Origin of the sequence: Modestobacter sp. VKM Ac-2977 (genome assembly GCF_026968045.1) — a bacterium.
GTDB lineage: Bacteria > Actinomycetota > Actinomycetes > Mycobacteriales > Geodermatophilaceae > Modestobacter.
Genome location: NZ_JAPVBQ010000002.1, coordinates 766,642 through 788,153, shown reverse-complemented (window position 1 = coordinate 788,153; position 21,512 = coordinate 766,642). Strand labels below are relative to the sequence as shown.

Sequence of the window (21,512 nt, the reverse complement as noted above, 5' to 3'; positions counted from 1 at the left end):
GATGAAACGATCGTTACAGTCACCGTCGCAGTACCGGTCGGCCGCTCTGGTCGTGCCCGGGCTGGCGGTCATCGCCGTCACCTACGGGCTGGCCCGCTACGGCTTCGGCCTCTACCTGCCGCAGTTCCGTGCCGCCTTCGGGCTCTCCCCGGGCACCGCGGGGGCCATCGCGGCGGCCAGCTATCTGGCGTACTGCCTCGCCGCCCATGTCAGCCAGCGACTGGCCGGGCGCGCCCGCGCGCGACAGGCACTGTGGCTGGCCGGCGGTACCGCTGCCCTGGGCTCGCTGCTCGTGGCTGCCTCCTGGTCGGTCCCGGCCCTGGCGGTCGGGGCGCTCGTCGCGGGCAGCGGAGCCGGGGCGGCCAGCCCGGCACTGGTCGCTGCCGTGGCCTCGACCGTGCGGCCGGAGGTGCAGCCGCGCGCCCAGGCCCTGGTCAACAGCGGCACCGGGGCCGGCGTCGTCGTCGGTGGGCTGCTCGTGCTCGCCGTGCCGGACGCGTGGCGGGCGGCGTGGGCCGGGTTCGCCCTCGTGGCCGTGCTGGTCACCGCGTGGGCCGACCGGAACAGCCGCTGGCCCACCGTCCCGGAGGCCCGCCCCGAGGCGCCGTTGCGCGACCTCGTCCGGCCCCTGGTCGCCGCCGGACTGGCGGGCGCGGGCGGCGCCGCCGTGTGGACCTTCGGGCGGGACCTGATGACCGTCGCCGGCGGGCTGTCCGCCGGCACCACCGGGCTGCTCTGGTGCGTGCTCGGCGGTGCCGGCCTGATCGGTGGGCTCAGCGGCGACCTGGTGCTGCGGGTCGGGCTGCGCCGGGCCTGGGCGTGCTCGGCCGGGACCGCGGCGGCCGCCACCCTGGCACTCGCCGTCCTGCCCGGTTCACCCGCCGTCGTGGCGCTCGCGCTCGCCGGGTTCGGTGCCGCGTTCGTCGCGCTCAGCGGCGTGCTCATCGTCTGGGGTGCTCACCGGCTGCCCGCCGCAGCGCCGCAGGCCGCGGCGGTGCTGTTCATCGGCCTCACCGTGGGCCAGGCCGCCGGTGCCCTGGTGCTCGGCGCCGTCGCGGATGCGACGAGCACCCGGACCGCCTTCGTGGTGGCCGCGGCCCTGGTCCTCGCGGCGGCGCCGGCCGCGGAACGGGCGGTGCTCAGGCCGGGGAGTCGACGCCGGTGAGCTCGACGGACGCAGCCCACAGCCGGCCGGCCATCACCGGGTCCGAGGCGGCGGGGCTGCGGCCGGCCAGCGTCGGCGCACCCCGCATGGTGGTGCCGTCCGGCCCGGCGAAGCTCCCACCCGGCAGGTCGGCGACGGCGGCGAACAGCGTCGGCAGCGCGCCCTGCTGGGCGCTGGTGGCCAGTGCGCGGTTGGCGACCGCCATCGCGGCGTCCTTCACCCGGTTGCCCGTTCGGCCCTGCAGGTTGGTGGCTGCCCAGCCCGGGTGTGCCGCGAGGGCGCGCACCGTCGAGCCCGCCGCGGTCAGCCGGCGCTGCAGCTCCAGGGTGAACAGCAGGTTGGCCAGCTTGGACTGCCCGTAGGCGCCGGTGGCCGAGTACGTCCGGCGCTCCCAGTTGAGGTCGTCGAGCACGATCTGCCCCGACCGGTGCAGCATCGAGGAGACCGTGACCACCCGGTCGGTCACGTGCGGCAGCAGCAGGTCGGTCAGCGCGAAGTGACCGAGGTGGTTGGTGCCGAACTGCAGCTCGAAGCCATCGGCGGTGCGCCCGGCCGGCACCTGCATGATGCCGGCGTTGTTGACCAGGACGTCGAGGTCGCCGGTCCACCCCGCGGCGAACTCGCGCACCGAGGCGAGGTCGGCCAGGTCGAGCCGGCGCACCTCCACCTCACCCGGCAGGTTCGCCGCAGCCTGGGTGCCGCGGGCGGTGTCCCGCACGGCCAGCACCACGCGGGCCCCGGCCACGGCCAGGGCCCGGGCGGTCTCCAGGCCCAGGCCGCTGTTCGCGCCGGTCACCACGACGGTGCGACCGGTCTGGGAGGGGATGTCCGCGGTGCTCCAGGAGGGCATGCCCCGACTGTAGGCAGGCGGCGCCCGGCCGGCGCGCGGTCCAGACTGGCCCGGTGAGCGACCTGGACCCCGACCTGGCCGGCCTGCCGCTGGTCGACCACCACTGCCACGGCCTGGTCCGCCGGGATCTCAACCGGGCCGGGTTCGAGTCGATGCTGACCGAGGCGGCCGGGCCGAGCGCGCTCGGTGGCTCGCTGTTCGACTCCCAGGTCGGCCTCGCCGTCCGCCGGTGGTGCCCACCGGTGCTCGACCTGCCCGCGCACGCCCCGGCCGAGGAGTACCTCGACCGCCGCGCCGAGCTCGGCGCCGACGAGGTGAACCGCCGGATGCTCGCGGCGACCGGCACCGCCACGTTCCTGGTCGACACCGGGTACCTGCCCGAGCCGATCACCTCCCCGGCCGAGCTGGCCACCCTGGCCGGGGGGCAGGCTCGGGAGATCGTGCGGCTGGAGGCGCTCGCCGAGGAGGTGCTCGCCGCCGGCGGCGCGGCCGGGGACTTCCCCGCGCGGTTCCGCACCCGGCTGGCCGCCCGCACCGCCGAGGCCGCCGGGGTGAAGTCGATCGCCGCCTACCGGGTGGGGCTGGCCCTGGAGGGCGCCCGGCCGGACGACACCGAGGTGGCGCGGGCCGCCGACCGGCTGCTGGCCGGTGGGAGCCCGTTCCGGGTCGCCGACCCGGTGCTGCACCGTTTCCTGGTCTGGTCCGGCATCGACCTCGGGATGCCCGTGCAGTTCCACGTCGGGTACGGCGACGCCGACGTCGACCTGCACCGCTGCGACCCGCTGCTGCTCACCGACCTGCTGCGGGCCACCGAGCCAGCCGGGGTGCCGGTGATGCTGCTGCACAACTACCCGTTCCACCGGCACGCCGGCTTCCTCGCCCAGGTCTTCGGCCACGTCTTCGTCGACGTCGGGCTGGCCACCCACAACGTCGGGCACCGGTCGGGGGCGGTGCTGCGCGAGCTGCTCGAGCTGGCGCCGTTCGGGAAGGTGCTGTTCTCCTCCGACGCCTTCGGCCTGGCCGAGCTCTACCTGCTGGGCACGCTGCTGTTCCGCCGTGGGCTGGGCCGGTACCTGACCGAGGGGGTCGCCGAGGACGCCTGGACGACGGCCGACGCCGTCCGGATCGCCGGTCTCATCGGCGCCGGCAACGCCGAGCGGGCCTACCGGCTCGGCTGACCTGCGGCGCCGCGGGGGACGCCCGGGAGGCGAGGGGCGGGTGCGACGCCGTCCGGCCGTCCGGCCGTGGATCGGCCGTCCGGCCACCTAGCCTGTCCGGGTGTCGGCCCACTCCCACGTCCACGGACCCGAGGGCGAGGTCCGCCCACCCGACCCGGCCGCGGTCGCACGTCGCCGCACCGCCGTCCGGCTGATGCTGCTCGTGCTGGTGCCGGTGGGCATCGCCACGCTGGTCGGCCTGCTGGTGCTGTGGCCCAGCAGCGAGCAGACCGCGGCGCAGCGGGCGGCGGAGTCGTTCCAGCCGCCGGGCACGACCTACCCGGAGGCGACCATCGTCTCGCTGGAGACCTACGAGTGCGCCGCGGCGACCGGCAATGCGCCCGCGCAGGTCTGTGCCCGGGCGGTCCTGGTCGTCGCCGAGGGCGACAGCTCCGGGGACTACGTGCAGGTCGAGCTGTCCTCGGAGGTGGTGGCCGAGGGCATCGAGGTGGGCGACGAGCTGGTGCTCAACCGCGACCCCGGCATCGACACCGGGCAGGTCACGTACTCGTTCCAGGACTTCCCGCGCAGCACCCCGATCATCACCCTCGCGCTCGCGTTCACGCTGGTGGTGGGCGCGGTGGCCCGGCTGCGCGGGCTGCTCGCGCTGCTCGGCCTGGTGTTCGCGTTCTTCGTCCTGCTGCAGTTCATGCTGCCCGGCCTGCTGGCCGGGTCCTCGCCGATATGGGTCAGCCTGGTCGGCTCGTCGGCGATCATGTACGTCGTCCTGTACCTGGCGCACGGCTTCAACGCCCGGACGACGACGGCGCTGCTGGGCACCCTGTTCGGGCTCGCGCTCAGCGCGGTGCTCGGGACGATCGCCGTCGCCGCCGCGCACCTCACCGGCCTGGCCAACGAGGAGGCCGTGCAACTGCTCCAGTTCGACCCGACCCTGGACTTCTCCGGCCTGGTGCTGGCCGCCCTCGTCGTCGCCGGGCTGGGCATCCTCAACGACGTCACCATCACCCAGGCGTCCGCGGTCTGGCAGCTGCACGAGGTGTCACCGGAGATGGGCTGGGTGCAGCTGTTCCAGCGCGGCATGGCGATCGGGCGCGACCACATCGCCTCCACGATCTACACGATCGTCTTCGCCTACGCCGGCGCCGCGCTGCCGCTGCTGCTGCTCTTCGACATCTACGAGCGTCCGTTCTGGACGACGCTGACCGGCTCGGTGGTGGGCGAGGAGGTCGTCCGCACGCTGGTCGGTGGGATCGCGCTCGTGCTCGCCGTCCCGGTGACCACGCTGATCGGCGCACTGGTGGCGGCCGCGGCGACGTCGGCGACCCCCGCACCCGCCGAGCTGCCGGCCGACCGCACCGAGGGAGCCGCCCGATGACCTCCGACCTGCTGGCCGCCGCGGCCGCCGCACCCGGCTTCATGCCACCGGAGGAGGGCCGGGCGCTCTACGCCGCGGCGCAGGCGGTGCAGGTGCCCGGGCCGCTGCTGGAGATCGGCAGCTGGCTGGGCAAGTCGGCGCTGTACCTGGCCGCCGCCGCCCGGGAGACCGGCCGGCAGGTGGTCACCGTCGACCACCACCGCGGCTCCGAGGAGCACCAGCCCGGCTGGGAGTACCACGACCCGTCGCTGGTCGACCCGCTGGTCGGGCGGATCGACACCCTCCCGGGCTTCCGGCGCACCGTCGCTGCCGCCGGTGCAGAGGACGTCGTGGTCGCCGTCGTCACCCGGTCGGAGGTGCTGGCACCGCTGTGGTCGACCCCGCTGGCCCTGCTGTTCCTGGACGGCAGCCACACCGAGGAGTCCGCGCGCCGCGACCAGGACGCCTGGGTGGCGAAGCTCGCCGTCGGCGGCACGCTGGCCATCCACGACGTCTTCCCCGACCCGGCCGAGGGCGGGCAGGCGCCGTTCGGGGTCTATCAGCGGGTGCTGGGGTCGGGGGAGTTCACCGAGCTGCCCGGCACCGGCTCGCTGCGGCTGCTCCAGCGCACGTCGTCCTGACGGGGCCGCGTCCCGACGGGCCACGGTGCGCGACGATGGCGCGATGACGGTGACCGACGAGTTGACCCGCGCCCGGGCCGAGACGCTCGCGCAGATCGACGCGCTGACCCGGGAGTTCGACGAGGTGGTCGCCGCGTCCCGGTCGTCCAATGCCGACGACGAGCACGACCCGGAGGGTGCGACCATCGCCTTCGAGCGCCAGCAGGTCGCGGCGCTGCTGGACCAGGCCCGCCGCCGGCTGGCCGACGTCGACGACGCCCTGGCCCGCGCGGAGACCGGGGACTACGGCCGGTGCGCCGACTGCGGGCAGCCGATCGCCCCGGAGCGGCTGGCTGCCCGCCCGCAGGCCCGCACCTGCATCGCCTGCGCCCACTGAGCCACGGCGCCGGTCAGGGGAGCGCGCCGACCCGTTCCAGCTCGGTGAGCACCTCGGGCAGCTCGGCGAAGGCCTCCTGGACGTCGTCCGGGGTGGCGATCGACCAGGCGTTCGCGCGGAGGTAGTCCTGCAGCGCGGCGTCGAATGCCTCGGCGCCCACCCGGTTCCGGGCGGCGACCAGGGTCGCCCCGCCGACGGTGTAGACGGTGTCGTAGTACGTGGCGCTCGGCCGGCGGAACTGCTCCCAGTACTGGATCGGCTCGCCCACGCCGTGCCGGCGGGACCCCGGCAGGTCGGCCATGCTGGCCGAGCCCTCTCCGTGGACGACCATCTGCACGAAGGTCGCGAACGACTCGTCGAGCCAGGGGTGCACGGCCTGGTTGTTGCCGACCAGGCCGTAGAACCACATGTGCGCCAGTTCGTGGGTCACCAGCGCCCGGCGGAAGTCGGGGTCGGCGTCGCCGAACTGGATCGCCCCGGGGAACTCGATGCCGCTCGTCTGGCTGGACAGCACCGAGACCCAGAGGTCGTCATAGGGGAAGGGACCGAGCAACGCGACGAGGGCGTCCATCGACTCCTCGAGCTGGGCCAGCCACTCCTGCGGGGTGGCCTTGTCCACGCCCTCGTCCAGGCCCACGTGCACCCGGACGCCGCCGACCTCCGCCGACTGCACGTCGAGCTCCCCGACGGTCACCGCGACGTCCCGGACGGACGGGGCGGTGAACTCGTGGACCGTGGTGTCGCCGGGCCCGTCGGAGGTGCCGACCGCCTGGCCGGTGCCGAGCACCTCGTACCGGGAGTCCGCGACCACTTCCAGCGAGGCCAGCTCGAAGTCCTCGCTCACCGTCATCTCGCCGGCGACGGCGACGGCGGGGCTGCGGTCCCACCCCCGCCCGCGCTCCCAGGCGAGCAACGGGAAGGCGGTGGCGAACCAGGCGACGTCGACGTCGTCGGCGGTGCCCACCCGCTCGTTGACGTCGGGGCCGAGCTCGACCTCGAACTCGAGGTCGACGATGATCTCCTCGCCGGCCTCCGCGCACGTGGTCAACGGCACCTCCTGCAGCGTGCCGGCGGGCGCGCTCTCCGGGGCTCCGGCCGGCACGTCGCGCACCTCGGCCGGTTCGCCGTCGACCCGGACCTCGGACACGGTCAGCCCGCTGCCCGCCCGTGCGGTGGCCGGCTTGTTGGGCCAGGACCGGAAGACCAGCACGCAGGTGTCGAGGTCAGGGGTGAAGACCACCCGTTCCGCACCGGCGATCGTCTCCAGGTCCTCGGCGACGTCGAAGCGCAGGTCGACCACCGGCCGGTCGGCCCGGGGTCCGGGCCAGCCTGCGGCCTCCGGGGCGGACGTGGGCTGGGGCGCGGGGTCGGGGGAGTCGCTCGTGGAACAGCCACCGAGCAGCACGGCTCCGGTGAGCGCGGCGGCCGCGGCCCGACGACGACCCGCGCGCATCACTGCCCTTCGAGATGGACGACGGGATCGTCCCGTCGCCTCCCATTGTCTCGGTTGTGTGCAACTCGGGCCACCCACGAGTCCTCGGCAGTCCCGGCGGGCCGGGAAACCACACTCGCGAGGCGGCTGTTACTGCTGTGACGAACGAGTCAACTGTGGACCGAGCGTGACCTTACGGATGCAGAAAGTGCGTGTAACGATCAGTTCCGTAATCACCGCACACCGTCCGCACCCCGGTGACGGACGCTCGGAGGGGTCTCTTCTTGTCCAGACGTCACACCCGGAGTGGCCATGGCCGCCGCTTCCTGTCCGCCCTCTCCACCCGCCGCGGCCGGCGTGCGCGGACGGGCATCGCCGCTGCCTTCCTCTGCGTGACCGCCACGTTCGGCGCCACCAGCGTCGCTGACACCTCGCCCGTCGCGTCACCGGTGAGCAACGTCCAGCCGCAGGCGGAGACCGCGGTCCAGCTCGAGGCCGCCCGGGCCGAGAAGCTCGCGCGGCACAGCGAGCGGGCCCGTCGGGGCACCCAGAAGCCGGCGCCCACGGCAACCGCTCCGGCTCCGGCTCCGGCTCCCGCCCCGGCTCCGGCGCCGGCCCCGGCTCCGGCCCCGGCTCCGGCCCCGGCTCCCGCCCCCGCCCCGGCTCCCGCCCCCGCTCCGGCACCCGCCCCGGCACCCGCCCCGGCACCGGCCGTCACCGCCCCGACGAACACGGCTCCCACCGTGCCGTTGACCAACCGGACGACGTCCTTCAGTGCCGCGGGGTACACCGCCGACTACCGGGTCTTCGCCGAGGGCATCAATCCGGCGAAGCCGATCGGCCTGCTGGTGTACGCCGACGGCACCGGCGAGTACGGCGTCGAGAACCCGACCCAGTCCTACGCGATCGGCGGGCCGAACGGGCTGGCTGCCGTGGCCAAGGCGCGCAACATGGTGCTCGTGGCGCCGTTCAGCCCGAACCGCTCCTGCAAGTGCTGGGAGCGGGGGGACGCCGCCGGGTACGCGAAGTACCTCGCAGCGCTGATCGCCGAGACGAAGGCCCAGTACGGCGCCGGTGAGCTGTGGTTCTCTGGCTACTCCTCGGGTGCGCAGGCGGCGACCCGCTTCGTCTTCCCCGCCCACCCGGGCCTGTGGTCCGGCGGCGGTGGTGTCATCGCGATCGGTGGCGGTGGCGCACCGGCGGGTCGCGTCAGCATCCCTGCCGACGTGAAGGGCAAGGTCGTCCTGCGCTGGGACACCGGGGCCAACGACACCGGGGGCAACGGCGGGTTCAACGCGCTCTCCGGTCCCTACGGTGCGCAGGCCGGGGAGCGGTGGTACGCGGCCCAGGGCCTCGACACCCGACTGGTCGCCCCCGCCGGGGTCGGCCACAGCCGGAACGGGCAGTTCGGCGCCATCGTGGCCGCCTTCCTCGACGAGGGCTGAGCCGGCAGCTCCGGCCACGCCGCACGACACAGGCCACCGCAGGGAGCTCGGGCTCCCCGCGGTGGCCTGTGTGCTGTGCTGGGCGTGCTCAGTGAGCCGGGGCGACCTGACCGAGCTGCATCACCCGGTCGACGAGGTCCTGGGTGAGGTCGGCCCGCAGGTCCGCCGGTACGGGCAGGCCGCAGTCGGTGAACCAGTCCGGCGTCGCCTCCGGATGCGGCCCCACGACGCCGACCGCACCGGCTCCGAAGGGCGCGACCACCGCGGCGGGCAGCCCGTTCTCGTAGGTGGCCAGCACCTCGGCCGGCCCCCGGGTGGGGTCGAGGTCGAACCAGGCGCCGTCCTGGAAGAACACCTCTCGGCGGCGGCCGTCCCAGATCACGGTCGCCACCGTGTCGTCGGTGTGCGTCGGCCACGCCCCCGGGGAGGTGATGAACTGGTCGGTGTCCCCGGGCAGGAGCCCGAAACCGGGGGTCTCCCCGGCGAGGTAACCGCCCAGGCAGAAGCCCAGGTAGCGGCCCCCGCCGGCGACGTAGTCACGGACCGCCGGGGCCTGGCGGCGGAGTTTGCGCCAGGCCTTGTCGAGCTCGCCGCCGCCGGGCTGGGCGTACAGGACGGCGGAGGCGAGCACCGCCGGCTCCACCGCGAGGCGCTCCTTGGGCCCGACGAACCGGACGTCGAGGTCCCACCGGCTCCTCGCCAGCGCACCGGCCACCGCCTCGGGGCACCCAGCCGTGGAGGCCGGGCCCCGGTAGACCAGCGCCAGGCGCCGGTCACCGCCCCGCCCGAACGTGCCCCGCCCGAACACGATCAGCTGCCGGTCGTGGCGACCGGCGCCCGGTGGGCGCCCGAGGACCCCAGCACCTTCCGTCGCACGGCGTCGGTGACCTGCCAGACGAGCTCCTCCAGCGGCCCGCGCAGGTGGCTCCGGTTCCAGACCAGGGCGAAGGCCACCAGCACGACGACCTGCACGACCAGGTTGAGGACGCCGCGGGGCAGCGGCGCGGCGACCAGCAGCAGGTGGACGCTGTAGAGGGTCAGCGTCATGCTGCCGGCGGCGGCCAACGGGCGCAGCAGCGGCTGCAGACCCCGGCCGAGCAGCAGGCAGGCGCCCAGCACCGCCAGCGCCACCCCGATGGTGAAGGCCAGGTCGAGCGGGCTGCCGCTGTGCGGTGCCATGGCCGCCAGCCACCACGGGCTGTTGGTCGGCGTCGCCCCGGAAGGCCCCCAGGTCAGGGTGTCCTGGTAGAGCTCGAACTCCATGGTCTGCAGCGCGTCCACGCGCAGGCGGCTGCCCAGACCGCCGACGGTCAGCAGCAGCATGGACAGCAGGCTGGCCGCCAGCGCGAGTCCCAGTCCGATCAGGGTGAGCTGGCCGACGACCCGCCGCGAGGCGAGCACCGCCCGACCCACTGCCATGCCGGCCAGCAGGTAGGCGATCCAGACCAGGGCGGGGAACACCCCGGTGAGGGTCAGCCGCGACAGCAGCCCCAGCGGGTCGGTGACCAGGTCGGTCAGCGTCGGGTTGGCCCAGGCGACTGGCGCCATCTCACTGCGCAGCCCGTAGCTGACCAGCGGCATGACGAGCGCCGCAACGGAGGCCGCCACCACCAGGCCGCGGGTGGACAGCCGCAGGAACGGGATGGCCAGGGCGAACAGCACGCCGTAGTAGGTGAGGATCACCGCGGCGTCGCCGGTGCCGACGACGTAGCCGAGGGCGAGGCCGATCGCCGCGATGATCACGGCCCGGGTCAGCAGCGACAGTGCGCCGGCCCGCCAGGCCAGGCCACTCGGCGGCCGGCGCCCACCGGTGGAGAAGGCGATGCCGACGCCGGCGAGCAGGGCGAACAACGCCGAGGCCTTGCCGTTGGACAGCAGCCAGGCCCACGACACGTCCCCGTCGGTGGTGGCCGCGGGGATCAGGTGGACCGACATCATGCCCACCAGGGCGACGCCGCGGGCGGCGTCGATCCCGACCAGGCGCGCCTTCGGGCGCCGGGGCGCCGCGGCCGACGGACCCGCGGGGGTGCCCTCGGCCGGGGTGCCGGCGACGTCACCCGGCTGCGTGGGGGCACAGCTGTGCGGCAGGGCCGCTGCCGTCGCGGTCGGGAGCTCCGGCGGCAGCGGGGCCACGATGTTCTGGTGCGCGCTGGTCTGCGACACGGTCACACCTCCCGGCTGTTCGACGCGGTGCTGAGCTGACGGCTCTCGGTGGTCGGGTTGTCGACCGCCGGGCTGTCGAGGGACGGGTCGTCCCGCACCGGCAGCGTGCTGGCCGGCGCGCGGCCGACCTTCTGGGCGGGGATGCCGCTCCACGCGGTGCCGGCGGGCAGCACCTCGCCCTTCATCACCAGGGAGAGGTCGGCGATCGTGGCGTCCTCCTCGACGGTGGAGCCGTAGAGGACCACGGACTTGTCCCCGACGCTGGCCCGGTCCCGGATGATGACGTGGTCCATCTTCATCACCCGGTCCTCGAACAGGTGGGTCTGCAGCGAGGCGTTGGTGCCCACGGAGACGTCGTCGCCCAGTGTCACCAGGTCGAACTCGGTGAGGTAGGTGGTGTCGATCAGCGTCCGCCGGCCGATCTTCGCCCCGTAGAGCCGCAGCAGCGGGCCGAGCAACGGGGTGCCGGTCAGCCAGGTCAGCAGCGCCGGGACGGCGGCCGCCTCGTAGATGCCGGTGACGAACTCGGTGCGGCGCACGAACCCGCTCCACAGGGGACGGACCCGCGGCTTGTACCGGCCGACCATGGCCCACTTGAGCAGGGCCACCGCCACCACGACGGTGAGGCTGGACAGCAGCGCGATCAGCGGTGCCACCACCACGGTGACGAACGCGTTCTGGTTCGCCGCGAGCAGGGAGACCCCGTACAGCGTGGCGAACATCGCCAACGCGAGGATCGAGCTGGGCAGCACGATCCGCAGGAACTCGATGGCGTACCGAGCGCGGACCCGGCGGCGGCTGGGCGTGAAGGTCTCCGCCTCGGTGTACTCCTCGAACATCTCCCGGCGCGGCAGGTTGATCGGCGGGGAGCCCAGCCAGGAGCTGTTCGCCTCGACGCCGGTGGTCGGCGGCACGCTGCGCACGCCGATCAGCGAGCCCTCGCCCAGGTGTGAACCGGAGGGGATGAAGGCGGCGTTGCCGACGAAGGCGCGCGCGCCGACCTCGGTGACCTGGAAGGCCACGTGCCCGTTGGCGTAGGTGGCGCTGCCGACGCTGGCCATGTCGGCGACGAAGCTGCCCTCGCCGAGGGTGAGCAGGTCGGGGTCGATGTTGGCGATCGTGGAGACCTCGGCGCCACGACCGACCTTGGTGCCCATGGCCCGCAGCCAGATGGAGGTGTACAGCGTCGCGTACATGCTGTTGTTGAGCATCAGGCTCATCTCGAGGAGCTTGTCGCCCAGCCACTTCTCCAGCCCGAGCTTGGAGCGCACGTGGTGCACCCCCGGCGGCGTCTCCGTCAGGGCGAGCCGACGGGAGCCCAGGATGAGCGCGCAGGAGGCTGCCACGAAGACCGGCCCCGACAGCGCGGTGGCGAGGACGGCGGCGCCGAGGCCGAAGGTGAGCAGCACCCACCAGACCAGCGCCACCACCGGCAGCAGCACGAGGAAGGGCAGCAGCTCCAGGAGCCCGATGCCGGCGGCGAAACCGGTCCGCAGCTGACGCGACCAGGTGGTCGGTGCCGCGGTGCAGCCGGTCATCAGCGCGAGCACCGGGTCGGTCGGCTCGGTCGAGGCCTGGGCCGGTGACCCGGCCCAGGTAGCCCCGGCGGGGACGACCTGGCCGGCGGGCAGCAGCGACTGCTCACGCAGCACGCCGCGGTCCTCGACCGCCGAGCCGGCCTCCAGCAGGGACTGCGAGCCGAGGGTCGCACCGGCACCCACGGAGACGACCCCGAGGGAGAGGACGCCGTCGGCGATGCGGTGGCCGTGCAACTGGGTGCCGTAGCCGAGGGTCGCCCCGGGGCCCACGTCCAGCATCGCGGGGAGGCTGATCTCCGACGTCCCGATGTGGCAGTCGTCGTCGATCCGTGCTCCGGCGAGGCGCAGGTAGGTGGCTGCCCACGGTGATCCGCTCAGGACCGTGAGCGGGGAGATCACCATCAGCTTCTGGATCGTCCAGACCCGCAGGTGGGTCCAGCTCCACAGCGGGTGGTCACCGGGTTGCAGGCCCCGGGACAGCAGCCGGGAGCCGACGACCGGCAGCACCCAGCGGACGACGAGGAAGAACGCCGGCAGCGCGAGGGCCAGCTGGAGGACGAGGGTGACCGAGGGCTCGCCGTCGTTCAGCGCGTAGACCACCGCAGCCGGGAACAGGAAGAGCAGGACGATGGCGTAGAAGGTGGCGAGCTGGGCCGAGCCGAAGGCGGCGACCCGGCGGCGGGAGGACTGCACGGGGCGGCGCAGGTGCGGCTCGGCGATGGCCTCACCGGCCCGGGCGTCCTCCTCCAGGTGCGCGGCGAGCGAACGGACCGTCGGGTGCCGGTAGAGCTCGAGGATGGACAGCCCGGCGCCCAGGTCGCTGGAGCGCATCGTGGAGATGATCCGCGCGGCGAGCAGCGAGTGGCCACCGAGCGCGTCGAAGAAGTTGGCCTCCACCGACACCGATCCGCCAGGCAGACCGAACGCTTCTTCCCAGATCCCGGCCACCCACGCCTCGGTGGGGGAGTCCGGGGGCACGTGGGCCCCGGTGTCCCGCATCAGGCGCGGGCCCTGCGGCTCCGGCAGCGCCTTCCGGTCGGCCTTGCCGCTCGGCAGCATCGGGATGGTCGAGACGACGTCGAGGAACGCCGGGACCATGTAGGGCGGCAGCTGCTCCAGGACCAGGTCGTGCAGCTCGACGACGAGGCCCTCGGCATCGTCCCCAGGGCGGGGGATCACGTAGGCGGCGAGCTCTCCGCCGGTCTCCGGCGCCTCCAGCAGCGTGACGACCGCGGCGGTGACCCGGTCGTGCTGCAGCAGCATCCCCTCGATCTCCTGGAGGTCGACGCGGTGGCCACGGACCTTGACCTCGCTGTCGGCGCGGCCGAGGTACTCCAGCTCGCCGTCGGGCAGGAAACGCCCCAGGTCGCCGGTGCGGTACAGCCGCTCACCGGGGAAGCCGTTCGGGTCGGGGAGGAAGCGGTCGGCGGTCAGGTCGGGACGGTTGACGTACCCGAGGGCCACCCCGGGGCCGCCGACGCAGATCTCGCCGACCTCGCCGTTGGCCACCGGCCGGCGCTCGTCGTCCAGCAGGGTGACGCGGTAGGTCGGCAGCGGGCGCCCGATCGTCACCGGCTTGCCGGGGTACAGCTCGGCCATCGTGCAGGTGACCGTGGTCTCCGTCGGGCCGTAGGTGTTCAGGATGCGGCGGCCCGGACCCCAGCGGTCGACGAGCTCCCGCGGGCAGGCCTCGCCGCCGACGTTCACCGTGCGGATCAGCGGGAGGGTGCGGTCGAGGGTGGCCAGCACGGTGGGGACGCAGTAGATCATCGTGATCTCCTGCTCGGCCAGGAAGTCGGCCAGCCCCGAGCCCACCCGGCGCCCGTCGGTGGGCCCGGCGACCAGGGTCGCGCCCACCGCCCAGGTCGGCCAGATCTCCTCGATGGAGAAGTCGAACGCGATCGTCATGCCCTGGTAGACCCGGTCGGTCGGCTCGACGCCGTACAGGACCGGCACGATGCCGATGAAGTTGCAGATGCTCGACTGGGCGATCTCGACGCCCTTGGGGCGGCCGCTGGAGCCCGAGGTGTAGATGATGTAGGCGACCGGGTCGCCGCCGGTCTCCAGTTCGGGGCGCCAGCTCGGGGCGGCCGCGAGGTCGCCGCCCAGCTCGTCCAGGAACAACGGCGGGCAGGGCAGCCCGCTGCAGGTCGCGGTGAAGGAGGAGGTCGTGACCACCAGGCCGAGGTCGGAGTCCTCGGCGATGAACTGCACCCGGTCCGCCGGCGCCGCCGGGTCGATCGGGACGAACGTCGCCTCGGTCTTCGTCACCGCGAGCAGGGCGACGTAGGTGTTGACCGAGCGGTCCAGCAGGATGCCGACCCGGACGCCGGACCGGACACCGAGGCCGAGCAGGTGGTTCGCCAGCCGGTTGGCCCGCTGGTCGAGATCGGTGTAGCTCAGGCGCTCGCCGTCGCACTCCAGCGCGGTCGCCGAGGGCCGCTCGTCGGAGGTCCGCTCGAAGTACTGCGACAGCCGGGTCGTGTCGTGCTGCGGTCGGGACGGAGCCCCGGCGACGTTCTCCGAGAAGGAGAATCGTCGGTCCGCGGTGTCGAGTCCGGGGTCCCCGGGGGTGGTGAAGCCTGGGATGAACTCCCGGCTGTCGCTCTCCGTCGCCATCGACTCGCTCTCAAAGTTGACAATCAAGGATCTTGTCCGACGCTAGGGAGAAGCACAGGGTCCTGCCACTAATTCCGGGTGAACTCACATTTGTTTTGGCGTTCATGACTCACTGTGCGCAGTTAATTTCCGAGCGTTCACATGCGCCAAACACTAACTCAATGATCAATTCTTTCTGCAATGGATCGTGTTCGGACAGTCACCGCACGCGCCGTCGCGTCGACGAGGTGCCGGAAGGAGGGCCCGGTGTTCGCACGCATGCGCTGGGCGCCTGCCCGGCGACCCCTGGTCGCGGTGGCCACCCCCGCCGAGGTCCTCGCCGACACCGACGTCGGCCTGCTCGGCGCCACCGAACGACAGCGCAGCGCGTCCCTGCGAGACCCGGCGGACCGGGCTGCCTACGTCGCCGCGCACCTGCTGGTCCGCCGGTGCGCTGCTGCGCTCAGCGGACGGCCGGTGGCCGACCTGGCCGTGCACCAGTGGTGCGCCGACTGTGGGGCGGTGGGGCACGGGCGCCCCTCGATCGCGGGCTCCCCGGACGTCCACGTCAGCTGGGCGCACAGTCGTGGTGCCGTCGTCGCGGCTGCGTCGTGGCACCCGGTCGGGGTGGACGTCGAGACGCTGCCGCCGAACGGGTCCGGGGCCGGCGGGTTCCCCGGGCTCGCCCCGGCCGAGCAGTGGCAGTTGCGGTCTGCGGCGGACCCGTCCCTGCTGGCCCTCCGCCACTGGGTCCGCAAGGAGTGTCTGGTGAAGGCCGGAGCGGCGACGCTGGACGGGGCGCACCGGATCGACCTCTCCCGGGTGGTCGAGCGCCACGACCGGGCCGGACGGTCGGTGAGTCGGTACCACGGCCTGCGCCTGGTCGACTGGTGCGACCCGGCGCGACGGGCGTTGGTGGCCGTCGCGGGGGCGGGCGTCCCCGTGGTCCGTTCATCCACCGATCTGGCCGCGGTGAACCGGAAAGGGTCAATCCGGCGCTGAGTGAGCGCGAACACATTCCCGGAACTTCTCGCTCACTGGTCGTCACCGATCACTGACGCAATTGTCGGGACCCTCCGCGTGTTCGCGGAATGGACGACCATTCGCTGCGGGGCACTCCGCAGTCGATCATGCTCGCCGACAGGAGAACGACCACTCCGGCCGCAGTCACCAGAGAGCCGTCGTCCACCCGGTTGTCCGTTCCATCGATCCAGAGGAAGTGTGTGTGCGCACGCGTATCGCGTTGTTGGTCGTCCTGATCACCGGGTCGTTGCCCGCAGGGATCGCGATGGCCGAGCAGCCGATGGTGATCGACGCAGCGATCACGGACGAGGCCGGCGTGCTCGGCGCGGATGTGGGAGCAGCCGAACGCGCCGTGGCCGAGCTCCGCCGCGAAGCCGGCATCGCCCTGTCCGCGGTCTTCGTGCCCTCCTTCGACGGCGAGACCGACGACGCCGACTGGGCCGAGCTGACCGCGATGCGGTCCGAGCTCGGCCCCGAGGAGGTCCTGCTGACCGTCGCGACGGACGAGGCCGCGTACGAGTGGTGGATCGGGGACGAGTCCACCCTGCAGCCGGGCGCCGTCGAGGCCCTGATCGACGAGGACGTCGAGCCCGCCGTCGTGGACGAGGACTGGTCCGGCGCGGTGGTGGCGCTGGCCGACGGGCTGCAGTCCACCGACGTCGTCGACCCGGCCATGCCGTCGTGGTCGGGGGCGAGGACGGCGGTGGTCGTGGTCGTCCTGACCGGCGTGCTGACCGCGCTCTACCTCGTCTCCCGTCGCAGCTCCCCGGCGAACCGGGAGTCCGGTCCCGCCCGAGCGCAGCAGGGCTGAGTGGCGACCCCGGCCGGGCTCAGCTCACGTAACGGCGGGCGGAGGAACCGCGCTGGGCGTGTTCCAGGGCAGCGAACCGGGCCTCCGCGTGCGGGGGCAGCACCCGCCGCTCGCGCAACACCCAGGGCAGGCCGCGGGCCGCAGCGAGCAGCCCCCGGGCGGTGACCCGGTCGCGGGGGACGGTGCGCAGCAGGTGCACGGTCCGTCGCAGTGCGGGCCGGAACGGGCGGCGCAGCCACGTCGTCCACAGCGTGTTGCGGATGCCGTCCTGCCGCCGTTTGTGCGGGTCGCGGGCGGTGCTGGCCTGGTGGTGGATCGCGATCGTGGACAGGTAGCAGAGCTCCCAGCCGGCCGCGGCCAGGTCCCCGGCCATCAGCTCCTCCTCACCCCCGAGCCACAGGCGCTCGGAGAAGCCGCCGACCTCGGTGAAGGCCTCCCGGCGCAGCACGCTGGCACCGGCCAGGAAACTGCCCAACGCAGGTCCGGGCAGCCAGTCGGCGCCGACCACGGGGGAGTCGCGCAGCTCGGCGACGATCGGGTCCTCGACACCGCCAGGCTCGACCAGGATCCGGGCGGTGACCACGGCCAGCCGCGGGTGGGCGTCCAGCGCGTCGGCCGCGGTGCGCAGCGAGCCCGGGTCCCACCACGTGTCGTCGTCGCAGAAGGCGACGTACGGGGTGTCCAGCCGGGCCACGCCCAGGTTGCGGCCGACCGCACCCAGGTTCTCCGGGCTGGCGATCAGCTCGACCCAGGCGTGCTGGGTGCGCACCGCGTCGGCGGTGCCGTCGGTCGAGCCGTTGTCCACGACGACCACGTGCGGCTGCTCGGGCAGTTCGTGCAGCCGGGACAGCGCCAGCAACAGCTCGTCCCGGCGGTCGTGGGTGATGACGACGACGGCGACGCGGAGGTCCCGGCCGCTGTCCGCGGCCACCGGTCCGGTCGGCTCGCTCATCATGCCGCGAGCTCCCGGACCCCGGCCATCACGTGCCGGGGGAGCACCCGCCGGTTGCGCAGGGCGGCCGGGACCCGGGGGACCGCCCCGGCGAGTCCCCGCCAGCCCGGACGGCCGGCGCGCGCGGTCCGGACCAGCTGGCCGGCGACGTCGCGCAGCGGGTAGCGCATGAGTGCGGTGAGCACGCGGCTGCGCCAGATGCCCGCCTGCCGGGCGGTGCTGGTCTCCCGGTGGGTGGAGGGGTGGTGGTGCACGGTGACCTCGTCGACGTAGGCCAGGCCCCAGCCGGCCGCTGCGAGGTCCAGCGCCAGCCGCTCCTCCTCGCCGGGGAAGCGGACGACCCGGTCGAACCCGCCGACCGCGGTGAACGCCTCGGTCCGCACCAGCGCGGCGCAGGCGACGAAGCCGAGCAGCGACGGGCCGGGCAGGTCGGGCTCGCTGCCCAGCGGACTGTCGGCCATCTCGGTGCAGACCGGGTCGAGCTCCTCGGCGTCGCCCACCAGGATCCGGGCGGCCAGCAACCCCAGGCGCGGGTGCGCGCGCATGATCTCCACCCCGCGCGCCAGGTCGCCGGGCGCCCACCAGGAGTCGTCGTCGGTGAAGGCGACGAAGGGCGTACCGGCGCGGGCGACGCCGAGCGTGCGGGCGACGGCGCCGGTGTTGCGGTCCAGCGGGACGACGGTCACCTCCGGGTGCGCGGCCCGCACCGCGGCCACCGTGTCGTCGGTCGAGGCGTTGTCGACCAGCACCACCGGGGCCTCGTGCCGGGGCAGGCTGGCCAGGAGGTCGTCGCGGCGGTTGCGGCTGGCCACCACGCAGGTCACCGCCGAGGTCCTGGGCTCTGTGCGCACCGGGTGATCGTGCCCGACCGGTCGGAGCGTCAACCCAGGACCTCCGTCACCGCGGCGCCGTCCAGCGCAGTCGGGTCGGCGAACAGTGCGGCGGCCGGGCCGGTGCCGGCGATGGCGTCCGCGGCCAGCACCACGGCGGCCGCCGTCCAGGTGGTGCGCTCGACCGGCCAGCGGGCGTCGTCGGCGTAGACCAGGCCGGTCCAGTACGAGCCGTCCTCGGCCCGCAGGTGCTGCATCGCGGCCAGCTGCTCCGTCGCGTCGGCCGGCCGGCCGGCGGCGGCGAGCGCCAGCGCCAGCTCGCAGGTCTCTGCGCCGGTCACCCAGGGCCGGTCGGCGACGCACCGCACGCCGAGCCCGGGGACGACGAAGGTGTCCCACCCGGCGGACAGCCGCGCCTCGGCCGCCGGACCGGTGAGCGCGCCGGCCAGCACCGGGTAGTACCAGTCCATCGAGTACCGCGACCGGTCGGCGAACGCAGCGGGCTGGTGCCGCAGTGCCCGGCCGAGGTCGGCGGCGGCCAGCTCCCAGTCCGGCCGGGCCGCGCCGACCAGGTCGGCCAGGGCGATCCCGGCGCGCAGCGCCTGGAACAGGCTCGCGTTCCCGGTGAGCAGGGCCGTGTCGTCCGGCGTCCCGTCCGGGCGCAGCGCCCAGCTGATCGCCCCGGTGGCCAGCTGCATCGTCGTGACGAGGTCCAGCGCCCGGCGCACGGTGGGCCACAACCGGTCGACCACCTCGGCGTCGCCGGTGCACAGCCAGGAGTGCCACGCCCCGACGGCGAGGTAGCCCGCGTGGTTGCTCTCCATCGCCGGGGCGACGACGGCGCCGTCCCGGTACTCGGCGGCCCAGGAGCCGTCGGCGCGCTGCCGCCCGGCCAGCCAGTCGTAGGCGGCGCGTGCCCGGTCGTGCTCCCCGCCGACGTCGAGCGCCATCGCCGCCTCGACGGAGTCCCAGGCGTCCAGCTGCCCACCGCGGAACCACGGCAGGGCGCCGTCGGCGGACTGCTCGGCGGCGATCGCCGCCACGGTCCGGCGCACCTGGTCGGCGGTGAGCACGCCGGGGACCTCGGGCAGCGCCGGCGTGCCCTCAGGCACTCGCGAGGGCCTCGCCGGTGGCGGCGGCCTCTCCCGCGGTCGGCCTCGCTGCGGCGACTGCCGGCTTGTCGGCGTAGAGGACGAGGCTCTTGCCGATCAGCGGGTCCAGGAGCCGTTCGGCGGTCCGCGTCAGCCAGGGGCGGCGCACCAGGTCCCAGACCAGCAGGCGGTGGTAGCCGCGGACGAGTGCGGTGTCCCGGTCGACCCCGACCGCGCACTTGAGCCACCAGTACGGGGCGTGCAGCGCGTGGGCGTGGTGGGTGTCGGTCGGCCGCAGCCCGGCCCCGGCGAGCCGTTCCCACAGCTGGTCGCCCCGGTAGATGCGGATGTGCCCGCCCTCGTTGGCGTGATAGCCGTCCGACAGTGCCCAACAGATCCGCTCGGGGCCGTACCGGGGCACGCTCACCGCGACCCGGCCACCGGGCCTGAGCACCCGGGCGATCTCGGCCAGGGCCGTGCGGTCGTCGACGATGTGCTCGAGCACCTCGGAGGCGATCACCCGGTCGACGCTGGCGTCGGGGACCGGCAGGCAGCGGAGGTCGCCGCGCGCCACCCCCGCGGACGCGCCCGCCGGGGCCTCGCCGGCGGCGGCGATCGCACCCAGCCACTCCGCGGTGGTGGCCACCTCCTGCTGCCCCCAGTCGACGGCGAGGACGCTCGCCCCGCGCCGGTAGGCCTCGAACGCGTGCCGGCCCTCGCCGCAGCCAAGGTCCAGCACCCGCATGCCCGGCCGGACGTCGAGCAGGTCGTAGTCGACGGTCAGCACGGACGGCCTCCCCGGGTGGTCGAGACCGCCCGGCGGTCGAGCACCTCGCCGTACCACTCGGCCGTGCGCTCGGCGGTACGCCGCCAGGTGTAGGAGCTCAGCACCCGGGACCGCCCCGCGCGGCCCAGCTGGTCGCACAGCGACGGGTGGTCCAGGACCAGCCGCAACGCCTCGGCGAGCCGGCCGACGTCACCCGCCGGCACCTGCACCCCGGCGTGCGACCCGACGACCTCCGGGAGGGCACCTGCGTCGGTCGTCACCAGTGGCGTGCCGCAGGCCATCGCCTCGATCGCCGGGAGGGAGAAGCCCTCGTACAGCGACGGGATGGCCACCACGGTGGCGGTCTGCAACAGCCGTACCAGCTCCTCGGTCGGGATCGACCCGGTGAAGTGGACCGCATCGGTCAGGCACAGCCGGTCCAGCGCGGCGGCCGCGGGCCCGCCGGGCCGGGCAGTGCCGACCACGGTGAGCCGCACGTCCTGCTCGGTGCGCAGCTTGGCCAGTGCCTCCAGCAGGTGGACCAGGCCCTTGAGCGGGACGTCGGCGCTGGTGGTCACCACGATCCGGGCGGCCTCCCGGACGGCGGGCTCGGCCGGGGGCCGGAACACGTCGGGGTCGATGCCCACGGGGATGACCTCGACGTCGGCGGCCGGGACGCCCATGTGCCGGGTGATGTCCCGGCGGGAGCTCTCCGAGACGGTGGTGAGGCCGTTGAGCCGCTGGGCCACCCGGCCCTGCATGGTGGTGAAGCCGTACCAGCGGTGCAGCGTCAGCCGCCGGCGCAGGCCGGGCGCCGCGGCGAGGTCGAGGTCGCGGTCGATGGCGACCGGGTGGTGCACCGTGGCGACGGTGGGCAGCCCTCGGCGACGCAGCTGCAGCAACCCGTAGCCCAGCGACTGGTTGTCGTGCACCAGGTCGAAGTCCGCGGTGCGGCGGCCCAGGAGCCGGGCGGCACGCAGGCTGAAGGTCATCGGCTCGGGGAAGCCGGCCGTGCACATGGCCAGCCACTCGGCCACGTCGATCGGGCTGGTGAACTCGCTGGGCCGAGGAGTGCGGAACGGGTCGGGCTCGCGGTACAGGTCCAGGCTGGGCACCCGGGTGAGCGGCACGCCGTCGGCCAGCTCCGGGTAGGGCTGGCCGCTGAACACCTCGACCCGGTGCCCGAGCTCGCGCAGCTCCCGTGACAGCGCCCGGACGTACACGCCCTGCCCGCCACTGTGCGGCTTGCTGCGGTAGGACAGCAGTGCGACCCGCAACGACCGTCCCATGACCGGACTG

At 74.1% G+C, this 21,512-nt stretch carries 18 protein-coding genes; 8 read left to right on the top strand and 10 right to left on the bottom strand.

Translation table 11 applies throughout. The features are described 5' to 3' along the window. Position 1: 1 nt before the first annotated feature. Positions 2-1,165: an MFS transporter gene (locus tag O2V63_RS11390; RefSeq protein ID WP_269167635.1), complete on the top strand. Its 1,164-nt coding sequence runs from the start codon at positions 2-4 to the stop codon at positions 1,163-1,165. Here the strand turns inward: O2V63_RS11390 and O2V63_RS11385 are convergent. After that, positions 1,140-2,015 carry an oxidoreductase gene (locus O2V63_RS11385; protein ID WP_269167634.1) on the bottom strand — a complete coding sequence of 292 codons (876 nt, stop codon included), beginning with the start codon at positions 2,013-2,015 and terminating at the stop codon, positions 1,140-1,142. The two genes, O2V63_RS11390 and O2V63_RS11385, sit on opposite strands and share 26 nt — an antisense overlap. A gap of 53 nt (positions 2,016-2,068) precedes the next feature. Here O2V63_RS11385 and O2V63_RS11380 point away from each other — a divergent pair, with 53 nt between their 5' ends. From O2V63_RS11380 to O2V63_RS11365, 4 genes are all read left to right on the top strand, one after another. Further along, the gene (locus tag O2V63_RS11380) at positions 2,069-3,193 is read left to right on the top strand and encodes an amidohydrolase (RefSeq protein ID WP_269167633.1); all 1,125 of its coding nucleotides are present in this window, start codon (positions 2,069-2,071) and stop codon (positions 3,191-3,193) included. A 100-nt stretch (positions 3,194-3,293) separates the two neighbouring features. Then, positions 3,294-4,568, top strand: coding sequence for a YibE/F family protein (locus O2V63_RS11375; RefSeq protein ID WP_269167632.1), 1,275 nt, complete (start codon positions 3,294-3,296; stop codon positions 4,566-4,568). Then, on the top strand, positions 4,565-5,188 hold the full coding sequence (locus O2V63_RS11370; RefSeq protein ID WP_269167631.1) for a class I SAM-dependent methyltransferase: 624 nt from the start codon (positions 4,565-4,567) through the stop codon (positions 5,186-5,188). The genes O2V63_RS11375 and O2V63_RS11370 overlap by 4 nt, the downstream gene beginning before the upstream one ends. 43 nt (positions 5,189-5,231) lie before the next feature. Then, the gene (locus O2V63_RS11365; RefSeq protein WP_269167630.1) at positions 5,232-5,564 is read left to right on the top strand and encodes a TraR/DksA family transcriptional regulator; all 333 of its coding nucleotides are present in this window, start codon (positions 5,232-5,234) and stop codon (positions 5,562-5,564) included. A gap of 13 nt (positions 5,565-5,577) precedes the next feature. On the opposite strand, the gene O2V63_RS11360 is transcribed toward O2V63_RS11365, so the two are convergent. Continuing rightward, positions 5,578-7,017, bottom strand: coding sequence for a M1 family aminopeptidase (locus O2V63_RS11360; RefSeq protein WP_269167629.1), 1,440 nt, complete (start codon positions 7,015-7,017; stop codon positions 5,578-5,580). Positions 7,018-7,388: 371 nt separating this feature from the next. Here O2V63_RS11360 and O2V63_RS11355 point away from each other — a divergent pair, with 371 nt between their 5' ends. Further along, positions 7,389-8,441 (top strand): hypothetical protein, encoded by a 1,053-nt coding sequence (locus O2V63_RS11355; RefSeq protein ID WP_269167628.1) that lies wholly within the window; start codon positions 7,389-7,391, stop codon positions 8,439-8,441. 88 nt (positions 8,442-8,529) lie between these two features. On the opposite strand, the gene O2V63_RS11350 is transcribed toward O2V63_RS11355, so the two are convergent. The 3 genes from O2V63_RS11350 to O2V63_RS11340 are packed head-to-tail and all read right to left on the bottom strand — an operon-like array spanning position 8,530 to position 14,761. Then, a complete protein-coding gene (locus O2V63_RS11350; RefSeq protein WP_269167627.1) occupies positions 8,530-9,249 on the bottom strand; it encodes a BPL-N domain-containing protein in 720 nt (239 codons plus the stop codon). Between the two features lie 2 nt (positions 9,250-9,251). Continuing rightward, complete coding sequence (locus O2V63_RS11345) at positions 9,252-10,604, bottom strand: heparan-alpha-glucosaminide N-acetyltransferase domain-containing protein (protein ID WP_269167626.1); 1,353 nt, start codon at positions 10,602-10,604, stop codon at positions 9,252-9,254. A 2-nt stretch (positions 10,605-10,606) separates the two neighbouring features. After that, complete coding sequence (locus O2V63_RS11340; protein WP_269167625.1) at positions 10,607-14,761, bottom strand: Pls/PosA family non-ribosomal peptide synthetase; 4,155 nt, start codon at positions 14,759-14,761, stop codon at positions 10,607-10,609. Positions 14,762-15,007: 246 nt separating this feature from the next. Between O2V63_RS11340 and O2V63_RS11335 the strand changes: the two genes are divergently transcribed. Continuing rightward, the gene (locus O2V63_RS11335; RefSeq protein ID WP_269167624.1) at positions 15,008-15,742 is read left to right on the top strand and encodes a 4'-phosphopantetheinyl transferase family protein; all 735 of its coding nucleotides are present in this window, start codon (positions 15,008-15,010) and stop codon (positions 15,740-15,742) included. Between the two features lie 223 nt (positions 15,743-15,965). Beyond that, entirely contained in the window at positions 15,966-16,574 is a 609-nt protein-coding gene (locus O2V63_RS11330; protein ID WP_269167623.1) for a TPM domain-containing protein, read from the top strand. A gap of 19 nt (positions 16,575-16,593) precedes the next feature. Here the strand turns inward: O2V63_RS11330 and O2V63_RS11325 are convergent, their stop codons facing one another. From O2V63_RS11325 to O2V63_RS11305, 5 genes are read right to left on the bottom strand one after another with little or no spacing between them, the layout of a single operon-like run. Next, positions 16,594-17,526 carry a glycosyltransferase family 2 protein gene (locus O2V63_RS11325; protein ID WP_269167622.1) on the bottom strand — a complete coding sequence of 311 codons (933 nt, stop codon included), beginning with the start codon at positions 17,524-17,526 and terminating at the stop codon, positions 16,594-16,596. Next, on the bottom strand, positions 17,526-18,377 hold the full coding sequence (locus tag O2V63_RS11320; protein ID WP_269167621.1) for a glycosyltransferase family 2 protein: 852 nt from the start codon (positions 18,375-18,377) through the stop codon (positions 17,526-17,528). The genes O2V63_RS11325 and O2V63_RS11320 overlap by 1 nt, the downstream gene beginning before the upstream one ends. A gap of 29 nt (positions 18,378-18,406) precedes the next feature. Continuing rightward, positions 18,407-19,468, bottom strand: coding sequence for a prenyltransferase (locus O2V63_RS11315; protein ID WP_269167620.1), 1,062 nt, complete (start codon positions 19,466-19,468; stop codon positions 18,407-18,409). Further along, positions 19,461-20,234: a class I SAM-dependent methyltransferase gene (locus O2V63_RS11310; RefSeq protein ID WP_269167619.1), complete on the bottom strand. Its 774-nt coding sequence runs from the start codon at positions 20,232-20,234 to the stop codon at positions 19,461-19,463. Before O2V63_RS11310 ends, O2V63_RS11315 begins: the two co-directional genes overlap by 8 nt. Beyond that, positions 20,228-21,502 (bottom strand): glycosyltransferase family 4 protein, encoded by a 1,275-nt coding sequence (locus O2V63_RS11305; protein ID WP_269167618.1) that lies wholly within the window; start codon positions 21,500-21,502, stop codon positions 20,228-20,230. The genes O2V63_RS11310 and O2V63_RS11305 overlap by 7 nt, the downstream gene beginning before the upstream one ends. Between the last annotated feature and the right edge of the window lie 10 nt (positions 21,503-21,512).